The organism is Paeniglutamicibacter sp. Y32M11, from assembly GCF_019285735.1.
Taxonomy (GTDB): domain Bacteria; phylum Actinomycetota; class Actinomycetes; order Actinomycetales; family Micrococcaceae; genus Paeniglutamicibacter.
Genome location: NZ_CP079107.1, coordinates 1864305 through 1876281 on the forward strand (window position 1 = coordinate 1864305; position 11977 = coordinate 1876281).

The following is an 11977-nucleotide window of genomic DNA, read 5'->3' on the forward strand; positions in this document are numbered from 1 at the left end:
CCCTTCCCGCGGCCAGACATGCGCTGAGACTTAGGGCTTCACGGGATAACGGGAGGTGATAGCGATCCGATTGAACATATTGATCGCTGCGCTGAGCCATGAGACAGCCGAGATCTGCTCATTGGTAAGCACCGCGGAGGCCATGGTGTAAACACCGCGGGGGACTTGGTCTACCGACACCAGCGTGATTGATTCGCACAGGGCCAATGCCGCGCGTTCCACGGCGGAGAAATATTCCGAGTCTGCCCAGGCTGCAACCACGGAGAGCCGGTCCGTGCTTTCGCCGAGCTTCAGCGCGTCGCGGGTGTGCATGCGCAGACAATAGGAGCAGCCATTAAGCTGCGAGGCACGGATCTTGAGCAGCTCACGCAGCTTGGGCTCGATTCCCGCCGCGTCGGCGGCAGCACTTGCAGCATCATTCATGGCCAAGAGAGCCGCGTAGGCCGTCGGATCGGATTTGCTGAGATTCACACGGGTTTCCATGGCTTGATGCTAGCCCGGGTTGATGACAAGCAACAGGGGGCGAAGAAATAGCTCGGAAGTCCACCAAGAAACACTGCGTCAGCCGAGGTCACACCGGGGGAAGCAAGTAATCTTGTTGTGCTCAGCAATTTGCCGAATCAAGCCTTAGGGCTAGTCCGGAACGCGTCGCGAGGTGCGCGAAACTCTCGCAGTTCGTTGCCCAACGGTTGTGACGCTATTGACGGCGGTCGCCGAGTCGTTCAGCATCGTTACGCCGACGCAGGTGGAGATGAAATACGGGGGAATTCCCCCGTATGAAAGGGTGGGATGCCCCATGTTGCTGACCGAATTTCCATAGAATGCTGGAGAACATGAAGACGAAAGCGCCCAGATTGCCCCGGATCAAGATTTTGTGGGCGCCATGAGGCCGATAGCTCCAGAATCCGAATCGCCGCATTCCATGTTAAAAAAGGACCCGCAGCTCGTGCCCGCATTTTTCAAGAAAAAAACCTGGCGAGCCTTTGCCTACCACTGGGCCACGCTGTTCCTTGCCTCCTTTGGATTTGCTTACGCCGTCCTGACGATTTCACTGGGTGCATCACTGCTCGTGACATTCATCGGACTGAGTGTTGCCGCGGCGATGCTCATGGGAGCTCATGTCTGGGGTCGGCTGCAGCGGGCACTGGCCGGGTCGTTGCTTCACCAGCACATCCAAGCCCCGCCACGATTGCTGAGGGGACCGGGATTCATGGGCTTCATTCGTTCCGGGTTAGGTGATGCAAGCGCTTGGCGCGCCATGTCCCACATGCTGATTAGCTTCGTGACAACGCTGGTTTCCTCGGTACTCAGTAATACCTTTCTTATTGTGGGACTGGGCTGCCTGACCTATTGGTACTGGGTACAGTGGCTGCCGCTGCAGCAGGCAACGGATGGAAGCTGGCACCGCGGAACCGTCATCGGGTCCGAGGTCTATGCCGAGGGACCGGTCTGGAACCTGGTGTACGTGGGCATCGGGGTACTCTTCACTTTCCTATTGTGGCCAGCAATTAACAACGGCATGGCGCGCCTGCAGTGCCTTCTGGCCGCCGGGTTGCTGGGTCCCACCGATGCGCAGCTGCGGGTAAAAAGCCTCGAGGAAAAGCGCAGCCACACCGTGCAGGACGCCGACGCCCGGCTGGCGCAGATAGAACGCGACCTCCATGATGGAACCCAGGCGCAGCTCGTGGCCATCGCCATGAAATTAGGTGATGCACGGGACCGACTGGCAGAGGTAGACATCGAGGAAAATATCAAGGAACTGCTGGCCAGCGCGCAGGGAACGGCAACCGACGCATTAAGCGACCTGCGCGGCCTGGCCAGCGGCATCCGGCCCGCAGTCATCAACGATGGCCTGGACACGGCGTTGGAATCGCTGGTCGCTGCGGCCCCGCTGCCCGTATCGCTGACTTATACGCTTGCATCGCGCCCCAGCCCGGCGATCGAGGCCATCGCGTACTTCTGCGCCGCGGAACTGTTGAACAACGCGGCCAAACATTCCGGTGGCACGCGCATCACCATGAGGGTCACAACGGCCAGCGACGGGAGTCAGCTGGTGCTCAGCGTACTTGACGACGGAATCGGGGGAGTGGATCCGAGAGCCGGAAGCGGCATCGAGGGGCTGAAGGCCCGTGCCGCAAACGTTGATGGGACCCTGGAGATTTCCTCGCCCCGGGGAGGTCCCACCGGGGTCACGGTCAGGTTGCCGCTTTCGTGAACGGCAGGGAGTCGGGGGAAACTTGAACATGAGGATTTCCATTGCCGAGGATTCGGCCCTGCTGCGCGCCGGACTCACCGAGTTACTGACCGGTCGCGGGCACCAGGTGGTTGCTGCGGTGGACAACGCCGATGACCTGCTCACCTCGGTGGTCACCGACATTCCCGACGTGGTGATCCTTGATAACCGGATGCCGCCGACCCACACCAATGAGGGAATCCGCGCGGCTCTGGTGCTGCGCACCACCCTCCCCGATGTCGGGGTGCTGGTGCTCTCGCAATACGTAGAGACGCGCTATGCCTCCCAGCTCTTTGCCGGTCAGCCCTCGGGCACGGGATACCTGCTTAAGGACCGGGTGGCGGACGTGGGCTCATTTCTCGAGGCGCTGGCGCGGATTGCCGCCGGGGAAACCGTGCTCGACCCGGAAGTTGTCCGCCAGCTCATGAGCGTCTCGAATCGGCCCGCGGGGCTGGAGATGCTAACCCCGCGGGAGCAATCGGTGCTCGAACTCATGGCACAGGGCCGCACCAACGCGGGGATCTGCGCGGAGCTTTTCCTCTCCGCCGGGGCGGTGGAGAAGAACATCACCGCGATCTTCTTCAAGCTGGGACTCGAGCCGTCCGGGGGCGACCACCGGCGGGTGCTGGCAGTGCTCAAGTACCTGGAGCACGCGTAGCGACCCTCGCACTGCCCATCGCTGCCCGGTGCGATCTGCCACACGAGGAGCACTGGTTTGGCGTCAGGGGCCCGACGAATCGGCGAAGTCGCGATGACTTGCGCGAATTTGGATTGGTTGACACCCTCGGACGTCGGTTAAGCTTGGTCTTGGCTGGCTGTGGTCTCCGTATGCCACAAGCTATGAAGCCAAACAACGAAACGAGGAACCGTAGTGCTTGAGCAAATCACACTGACCGTCGATGGAGTCCAACGCGAGGTGAATGCCGGCACTACCGGGGCCGAGCTGTACTTTGATGACCGCGAGGTTGTCGTCATGCACGTTGATGGTGTGCTGCGCGATTTGGCCCGCCCGCTGGAAGCCGGAACCGCCGTTGAACGTGTCACCATTGATTCCCCGGCCGGACTTGAGGTCCTGCGTCACTCCACCGCGCACGTGATGGCCCAGGCCGTTCAGCAGCTGCGCCCGGATGCCAAGCTGGGCATCGGCCCGTACATCACCGATGGTTTCTACTTCGACTTCGATGTTGCCGAGCCGTTCACTCCCGAGGATCTGAAGACCCTTGAGAAGATGATGCTCAAGATCGTAAACCAGAACCAGAAGTTCGCCCGCCGCGTTGTCACCGAGGACGAGGCCCGCGAGGCCATGGCCAACGAGCCCTACAAGCTGGAACTGCTGAACAAGGCCAACGAGGCCGATTCGGCAGGTGAAGGCGTGAACGTTGAGGTCGGCGCCGGCGAGATCACCATCTACGACAATGTTGATCGCAAGTCGGGCGACGTGGTGTGGTGCGATCTGTGCCGCGGCCCGCACCTGCCCAATACCAAGCTGATCTCCAACGCCTTCGCACTGACCCGTACCTCGGCCGCGTACTGGCTGGGCAACCAGGATAACCAGCAGCTGCAGCGCATCTACGGAACCGCCTGGCCAACCAAGGCCGACTTGAAGGCCTACCAGGAACGCATTGCCGAGGCCGAGCGTCGCGACCACCGCAAGCTCGGTGTCGAACTTGACCTCTTCTCCTTCCCCGACGAGTTGGGCTCTGGCCTGCCGGTATTCCACCCGCGCGGCGGCATCATCCGCAAGGAAATGGAAGACTACTCACGCGCACGCCACGTGGAGGCCGGTTACGAGTTCGTCTACACCCCGCACATCACCAAGGGCCACCTCTACGAGGTCTCCGGCCACCTGGACTGGTACCGCGATGGCATGTTCCCGCCGATGCACGTGGACGCCGAGCTGAACGAGGACGGCACGGTGCGCAAGCCCGGCCAGGACTACTACCTCAAGCCGATGAACTGCCCGATGCACAACCTGATCTTCCGCTCCCGCGGACGCTCCTACCGCGAACTGCCACTGCGCCTGTTCGAATTCGGTTCGGTCTACCGCTACGAGAAGTCGGGTGTGGTCCACGGGCTGACGCGCGTGCGCGGTATGACTCAGGACGACGCCCACATTTACTGCACCAAAGACCAGATGAAGGATGAGCTCACCGAGACGCTGAACTTCGTCTTGGGGCTGCTCAAGGACTACGGCCTTGATGACTTCTACCTGGAGCTCTCCACCAAGAACCCAGAGAAGTTTGTCGGCGATGACGATATCTGGGAAGAAGCCACCCGCACCCTGTCCGAGGTAGCAGAGGCCTCGGGCCTTCAGCTGGTTCCGGATCCGGGAGGCGCCGCTTTCTACGGTCCGAAGATCTCCGTGCAGGCCAAGGATGCCCTCGGTCGCACCTGGCAGATGTCCACCATCCAGTTGGACTTCAACCTGCCCGAGCGCTTTGAGCTCGAATTCCAGGCAGCCGATGGCACCCGCCAGCGCCCGGTCATGATCCACCGGGCACTCTTCGGTTCGGTCGAACGCTTTATGGGCGTGCTCACAGAGCACTACGCCGGCGCCTTCCCGGCCTGGCTTTCCCCGGTCCAGGTCGTGGGTATCCCGGTCGCCGAGGCATTCAACGAGTACATGTTTGATGTCATCGACAAGCTCAAGGCCGCGGGCATCCGCGCCGAAGCCGACATCTCCTCGGATCGCTTCCCGAAGAAGATCCGCACCGCCTCGAAGGACAAAATCCCGTTTGTGCTCATCGCCGGCGGCGACGATGCAGAGGCTGGAGCGGTGTCCTTCCGCTTCCGCGATGGCAGCACCGATAATGGCGTGCCGGTCGACGAAGCGGTAGCCCGCATCGTTGCCGCCGTGAAGAACCGGGAAGCCTAAGCACATGGGGGAGTCCACGAACGTGCGCGAAGCGCGGAATTCGGCCGGAGTGCGCCAGGGGTCATCCGACGCCGAGATCACCGACGACTTTGAAATCGCCGGTGTCCCGGATTCGTTCCAACGCCTGTGGACTCCCTACCGGATGGCCTACATCAAGGCCGGTCAAGGGCAGGTTAAGGACGAGGAATCCTGCCCATTCTGTATCGGTCCCAACCGTAGTGATGAGGATTCGCTGATCGTGCACCGCGGTAAAACCGCGTACGTGATCCTTAACCTTTTCCCCTACAACCCGGGCCACTTGCTGATTTGCCCCTACCGTCATGTTCCGGACTACACGGACATCACCGAGGAGGAAACCGCGGAAATGGCGGCATTGGCCCAAAAGTCGATGCGGGTGCTTCGTGCGGTATCGCGTCCCACCGGTTTCAACTTGGGCATGAATCAGGGTGTCACCGGGGGAGCCGGCATTGCTGCCCACCTTCACCAACACGTGGTTCCGCGTTGGGCCGGTGACGGGAACTTCTTCCCGATCATCGCGGAGACCAAGGCCATTCCGGCGACGCTGGGTGATATTCACACGGATCTGGTTGCTGGCTGGTTGGACATCGACTAAGGCTTCAAAGAAGCATCTGAGTAGAGACCGCCGTGCATCTGCACGGCGGTCTCTACCGTTTTAAGGCCAAGAGCCGCAGATCACGAAGGAAATGGGCGGCCTTGGTGCCGGTAGCCAGGCCCGGGACCTCGTGGTGCAACCAACGGGTGGAATTCCGCCGATACGTTCCTGGATCGTGGGAGCGTGCTGCCCCGTGCGACCTTCGCAGGGGGCAAAGTTGCGGAGGATGCCTCTTTCCGATCCTTGCCCAAAACCCTATGATTCTGCGGTATTGGGTGCTTTGCTTGGAGATGCAGACCTCCAATTCATAGATGTTTTATCTACTAGTATTGGATTGTGACGACATGACCTACGTCTTTGTTACGTCCGCACCCTACGATGATCGCGTAATGCTCAGCTTTTTGAAAGGAAACCAAGGTGTCTGAAAACGAAGGCGTCTCGACCCCGACCACTACCCTCGGCAGCGACCGCGTCAAGCGTGGCATGGCAGAAATGCTTAAGGGCGGCGTCATCATGGATGTCGTCACCGCCGAACAGGCCAAAATTGCCGAAGACGCCGGGGCCGTAGCAGTGATGGCACTCGAGCGCGTTCCGGCCGACATTCGCGCCGAGGGCGGCGTCTCGCGCGCCAGTGACCCGGACATGATTGACAGCATCATCGCAGCCGTTTCCATTCCGGTCATGGCCAAGGCCCGCATCGGTCACTTCGTTGAAGCTCAGATCCTTCAGTCCTTGGGTGTTGACTACATCGATGAGTCCGAGGTCCTTTCCCCGGCCGACTACGAACACCACATCGACAAGTGGCCGTTCAAGGTTCCCTTCGTCTGTGGTGCAACCAACCTGGGTGAAGCACTGCGCCGCATCAACGAGGGTGCTGCCATGATTCGTTCCAAGGGTGAAGCCGGAACCGGCGACGTTTCCAACGCCACCGGTCACATGCGCAAGATTCGTGCCGAGATCGCCAAGCTGGCGGCTCTGCCCAAGGATGAGCTCTACGTGGCCGCCAAGGAACTTCAGGCCCCGTACGAACTGGTCAAGGAGATCGCGGCTACCGGCAAGCTCCCGGTAGTCCTCTTCACCGCAGGGGGCATCGCTACCCCGGCCGACGCCGCCATGATGATGCAGCTGGGCGCCGACGGCGTCTTCGTTGGCTCGGGCATCTTCAAGTCCGGCAACCCGGCACAGCGTGCCGCCGCCGTTGTGAAGGCCACCACGTTCTACAACGACCCCGACGAGTTGGCCAAGATCTCGCGCGGCCTGGGCGAGGCCATGGTTGGCATCAACGTTGCCGACATCCCGGCACCGCACCGTCTGGCCGAGCGCGGCTGGTAATACCCATATCGCATGATCTAACGCCCGCTGGCATGACCGCCAGCGGGCGTTATTTTTTGCACTACAAAGCGCTGGGAGCGGTCACTAGACTGGCGGCATGGGACAAATCATCTTCGACGCGGCAGTCACAATAAACGGCTACCTAGCCGATGTGAACCACTCACTACAATGGCTGTTCGACGTCCCCGGCGCCGGCGAGCCGGACCCCACGTTGCTGCCCGAAGATGTGAGCCTGCACGTCGAAGGGGCCAATACGTACCTGTGGATCTTGGAGCATGAAAATCTGCTGGCCCAACCCGCCAAGTGGCAGAAGCTGTACGGGCAAATTCCGACATACGTGTTCACGAACCGCCAGCTGCCCATTCCCGCCGGCGCCGACGTGCGCTTTGTTAAAGGAGAAGTCGCAGAATTGCTCCCGGAACTGCGCGAAGCCGCGGCCGAGGGGAACATCTGGGTGCTTGGTGGTGGGGAGCTGCTGGGACAGTTCCTCGACATCAATGCGTTGGAGAGGTTCGCGTTGACGATCGCCCCGGCCGCTTTGTCCGGGGGAGCACCACTGCTGCCGCGCACTATTGGCAGCGATCGACTAGAGCTCAGCGAAGCACGCCAGGTCGGCCCGTTCGCGCGGCTCATCTACCGGGTGAAACCCGGCCCGGTCGCCACGGGAAGCTAAGGACGTCATCAGCTGTAGCGGAACCCGGAGCTCAACACGCGGTCCTGCTACTATCGGGTGTTTTAGCGCAGCAGCATGTGCCTGCCGCGGCCCAACAGTCGCATTCCGTTGGCCTCAAAGAACTTGGCGGAGCGCGGGGAAGCCGCGGCAATCAGCTCAACCTGGCCGGGTTGTTCCAGACCCAGGGGATTGACCATGCCACGCGCCAAACCGTAGAGCAACGCCGAACCGACGCCGCTGCGCTGGTATCCGGGGGAGACGGCCAATCCATGGATCGCCAATTGCCCACCGAGCGCTTGCTGAGCAAACGCGCGACCCACGAGATCGCCCTCAAGAGTCCGGGCCGTGGCCTGTTCAACGCGGCGTAGTGCCGGATGTCCGGCGCTGAGGCCCGCCGAAGCGGGGTCACGCCAAAGATTGGCCACCTTTAATTCCGCGGCATCGGCGCCGGCGGCCTCGGGAATATCCGAACCCAAGCGCACTCGACCATCCCACGGTTCTGCGGGACTGACCAGTTCACCGGCGTGCCAGGAGATCTGGGCGGCATCGGAAAACCCTGCCGCCTCCAGTGGCCCGGAGGGTGCACCGGAATTAACCCACGCATCCACTCGCCGAGCACCTAGCCGTGTGCCCTCGGCAAGCCCGGGACGTAGCCCGGCTTCTTGCGCGTGAGCCGGAAAGAGCAAGACCAATCGCGCGCGGGCCGGTTGCCACGCCCATGAACAGCCATGGGTGGTGAAGACTTTACCGCCGGTGGCGATGGCTAGGGCCTGGTGCCAATGCGAGAGCGCATCTTGAGCAAAGCTGATGGTGGTCACGCTTGCTTGCCCTTTGTTAGTCCACGGCGAACCAGCAACGGTTCGATGAGTGCAGCTCGGCCCCGGAAGATCTCATACGATTCCAGGGGATCACGCGTATTGCCGCGTGAGAGTAATTCGGTGCGGAACCGTTCCCCGTTTTCCCTGGTAGCTCCACCGTTTTCGGTGAACCACTGGACGGTATCGGCGTCCAGTACTTCGGACCAGATATAGGAGTAGTACCCGGCCGAATAACCGCCATCAAAGATGTGCTTGAAATAGCCGGTGCGATATCGCGATGGAACCAAATCGGGGATCAGCCCGGCTTCGGTGAGTACCTGCTCTTCGAAGGCCAGTGGGTCGCCGATCAACTCACCATCGGTGAGTGAATGCCAGGCCAGATCCAAGACCGCTGCGGACAGGTACTCGGTGGTGGCAAAACCCTCGCCCCATAACGCCGAAGCCTCAAGCGTTTGAACCGTACCTTCTGGCAGCGGAGCCCCCGTTTCGGTGTGCACGGCATAACCGGGCAACACTGCGGGATGCAGCGCCCACATTTCATTGACCTGCGAGGGGTACTCGACAAAATCGCGCGGGACGCTCGTGCCGGATAGTGATGGGTACACGCCATTGGAGAAGAGGCCATGCAGGGCATGGCCAAATTCATGGAACAGCGTAGTGACTTCATCCAGGCTCACCAAGGCGGGGGAATCTGCCGCTGGTGCCGGAATATTCAGGGTGTTGGTGACTACGGGAAGTTCGCCAAGTAGCGACGATGACTCACGGATCGAATTCATCCAAGCACCACCGGCCTTGGTGGGGCGGGCGAAGTAGTCGCCGAGGAATAGGCCGAGGGTGGTTCCGTCTTCGTTGAACACCTCCCAGGTGCGCACCTGTGGGTGGTAACGCGGCAGATCAAAACGCTCGTTAAAGGTAATTCCGTACAGTCGAGTGGCTGCGGCAAAAACGCCGTGGGTGATCACCGCGTCAAGTTCGAAATATTCACGCAGCGCCGCGGTATCCAACGTGTAGCGTTCGCGCGCTACCGCGGCCGAGTAGAAAGCCCAGTCCCAGGGCTGGATGCTGGATCCGGAAATCTTTTCCAACTCGGCAGCTTCGGCACGAGCATTTGCCACGGCCGGAACAACCAGCTCGACCAGACGCTGAGAGACCGCGGCCAGATCGGGAGCTGTTGCGCCCTGCAAGACGACTTCGGCGTGAGTAGCAAATCCGAGCAGCCCCGCACGCTTGGAACGCAACGATGCCATCTGCGCAGCCAATTCCAGGGTGCGGTTCTCACCATGCTGGCCACGGTTCACCGAGGCTTCGAAGAGTCGGCGGCGGGTGGCAGAAGCGGTCAGTCGCTGCAATAACGGCTGGCCGGTCGGCAGCACCAGCGTCAGCAGGTAGCCGCCGTTATGGCCGGCCTTGCTGGCAGCATCGGCAGCTGAGGCTAATTCGTTGGCGCTGAGGCCATCCAGTTCCGCAGCGTCGGTGAAGTGCACCGCCGCCTCATTCATGGCACCGAGTAACTTCGCCGAATACTCCGAAGAGAGGTCGGTGATTTGGCTGTTCAGTGCGCGCAGTTCCGCCTTGTTAGCCGGGTCAAGTTCGGCACCCGCCGCACGGAATCGGCGTAGCGTCTCGGATACCAAGCGGGCGTCTTCGCCCGAAAGAGTCGTGGCGTCCAGTGCTACCAACCGGGCAAAGAGTGCGTCGTCAAGGTGGATGGCGTCCTGATGATCCGAAACCATGGACTGGATCTGCGGGTCAATCTCACGCAGATCGTCGGTGCCGTGGGCGGAGAAGACCGTCCAGTACGCCATGATTGACCGTCGCAGCATCGCACCGCTGCGTTCCATGGCTACAAAGGTATTCTCGAAGGTCACGTCATCGTCATTGTGTGCGATGGCCCGAAGCTCGAGGAGCTGGATCTGAATGCCACGATCAATGGCTTCCAGATAGTGAGGTGTCTCGATGGCCGAATAATCTGGGAATTCAAACGGCAAAGTGCTTGGTTCAAGCAACGGATTAGGCATGTCCTTAACCCTGTCATATGCCCGGGGAACTGTAGGTTTCCCGCGCCGAAATTAGGCCAGAAGGTTAGGCTCGTGAGTATGAATTTTCCCGCAGTGGCTGGCACGCCGCGAAGAAGCGCGTTCTCTGTAGCAGCGGTTCTGTTACTCAGTTCACTATTGGCCGGCTGCACGGCTTTACCCGCACAGCCAGAATCTGCGCCGGGTGAGACTCCAACAGCGGCCTTCAGCGACTCCTCAAGCCCATCACCTGTGGCCTCGGCTGTCGTCTCACCACCTGCTTCCACCCCAAAGGATCCAGCGTGTAACGGGGATCAATGTGTTGAGGTGGCCGTCACGGGAGACATTTTGCTGCACCCTGCGCTGTGGGCCCAAGCAGAATCTGATGGGCATGGTGAACTGAATTTCTCGCCATTGCTTGCCGGAATCACCCCGTACCTCGCGGAGAGCGATCTGGCCCTATGCAATCTTGAGACCCCTGTCGCCGCGGCGGATGGCCCCTTTAGTGGCTACCCCATGTTTGTGGTGCCGCCGCAAATCATTCCCGCCCTGAAAAAGGTAGGTTATGACGGCTGCACGACGGCGAGCAACCACTCGATGGACGCCGGCGCCGCGGGAGTTAAGCGAACGCTTGATGCCCTTGATGCCGAGGACATGGTTTCCACCGGTTCCTACCGCAGCGCCGCGGAAGCAAAAGCACCGTTGCTGGTGGACGTTAACGGCGCGCGTATCTCGGTCATCGCCGGCACCTTTTCACTTAATGGAGTCGCCGAAGATGCGCCGTGGCGAGTTGATGACATCAACGAGGAATCATTGCTCGAAAGGGCAAAAGCCGCACGAGCCGCCGGTGCTGACATTGTGATAGCGGCACTCCATGCCGGGGCCGAATATAGCAACAATCCCACCGCCGAACAGCTCGACCTCTACCGCTCACTGGCCGACAGTGGAGCATTTGACTTCATCTATTCACACCACACGCACTCGGTCCTACCCATCGAAAAACGCGCGGGCACGTGGATTGTCTACGGGCTGGGTAACTCCGTAGCCAAACACGCCACAGCCACGGTGCTGAATAAGGAAGGTTTGAGCGTCAAGATGCAATTTGTCCGTACCGGGGATTCGTGGAAAGCGGGGAAGCTGGTGTGGGCTCCACACATCATGAGCGCTGACCCGATTCGGTGGTGCGCGCTTCCGGCAACCGAGCCCTGTACCACGAAGGCTGGGGATGCTGCATCCCTGAAGCGAACCACCGACACGGTGAATTCGATGAATGCGCGCGGCTCCGGCGCCAAAATGTGGTCGCTTTCCGCTCCATGAGTAGGGTAGCGGCTGGCGTCATGAAAATAACGCCAGCTTCACGGGTGGGTTTACGCTGAGCTGTCCTGAGCAATCCATCGGATGGCGCAGGAGCAAAACCG

10 protein-coding genes are annotated in these 11977 nt (G+C 60.8%); 7 read left to right on the forward strand and 3 right to left on the reverse strand.

The genetic code is table 11. From position 1 onward, the window contains the following. Positions 1-30: 30 nt before the first annotated feature. Positions 31-471, reverse strand: coding sequence for a carboxymuconolactone decarboxylase family protein (locus KUF55_RS08215; RefSeq protein ID WP_255557385.1), 441 nt, complete (start codon positions 469-471; stop codon positions 31-33). A gap of 475 nt (positions 472-946) precedes the next feature. On the opposite strand from KUF55_RS08215, the gene KUF55_RS08220 reads away from it, so the two are divergent. The 6 genes from KUF55_RS08220 to KUF55_RS08245 all read left to right on the forward strand — a co-directional run bounded on the left by KUF55_RS08220 (position 947) and on the right by KUF55_RS08245 (position 7726). Then, positions 947-2215 (forward strand): sensor histidine kinase, encoded by a 1269-nt coding sequence (locus tag KUF55_RS08220; protein ID WP_218818546.1) that lies wholly within the window; start codon positions 947-949, stop codon positions 2213-2215. Positions 2216-2243: 28 nt separating this feature from the next. Beyond that, positions 2244-2891 (forward strand): response regulator, encoded by a 648-nt coding sequence (locus KUF55_RS08225; protein WP_218818547.1) that lies wholly within the window; start codon positions 2244-2246, stop codon positions 2889-2891. A gap of 213 nt (positions 2892-3104) precedes the next feature. Continuing rightward, entirely contained in the window at positions 3105-5108 is a 2004-nt protein-coding gene (gene thrS / locus KUF55_RS08230) for a threonine--tRNA ligase (RefSeq protein WP_132363624.1), read from the forward strand. A gap of 4 nt (positions 5109-5112) precedes the next feature. Beyond that, complete coding sequence (locus tag KUF55_RS08235; RefSeq protein WP_132363626.1) at positions 5113-5721, forward strand: HIT domain-containing protein; 609 nt, start codon at positions 5113-5115, stop codon at positions 5719-5721. Between the two features lie 417 nt (positions 5722-6138). After that, positions 6139-7053, forward strand: a complete 915-nt coding sequence (gene pdxS / locus KUF55_RS08240; protein WP_132363628.1) for a pyridoxal 5'-phosphate synthase lyase subunit PdxS — start codon at positions 6139-6141, stop codon at positions 7051-7053. A gap of 97 nt (positions 7054-7150) precedes the next feature. Beyond that, positions 7151-7726: a dihydrofolate reductase family protein gene (locus tag KUF55_RS08245; protein ID WP_218818548.1), complete on the forward strand. Its 576-nt coding sequence runs from the start codon at positions 7151-7153 to the stop codon at positions 7724-7726. Positions 7727-7788: 62 nt separating this feature from the next. On the opposite strand, the gene KUF55_RS08250 is transcribed toward KUF55_RS08245, so the two are convergent. Together KUF55_RS08250 and KUF55_RS08255 are read right to left on the reverse strand one after the other, a co-directional pair. Next, a complete protein-coding gene (locus tag KUF55_RS08250; protein ID WP_218818549.1) occupies positions 7789-8544 on the reverse strand; it encodes a GNAT family N-acetyltransferase in 756 nt (251 codons plus the stop codon). After that, positions 8541-10562, reverse strand: coding sequence for a M3 family metallopeptidase (locus tag KUF55_RS08255; RefSeq protein WP_132363634.1), 2022 nt, complete (start codon positions 10560-10562; stop codon positions 8541-8543). The genes KUF55_RS08250 and KUF55_RS08255 overlap by 4 nt, the downstream gene beginning before the upstream one ends. A 324-nt stretch (positions 10563-10886) precedes the next feature. On the opposite strand from KUF55_RS08255, the gene KUF55_RS08260 reads away from it, so the two are divergent. Continuing rightward, positions 10887-11876 carry a CapA family protein gene (locus KUF55_RS08260; RefSeq protein ID WP_255557387.1) on the forward strand — a complete coding sequence of 330 codons (990 nt, stop codon included), beginning with the start codon at positions 10887-10889 and terminating at the stop codon, positions 11874-11876. The last annotated feature ends 101 nt before the right edge of the window (positions 11877-11977 follow it).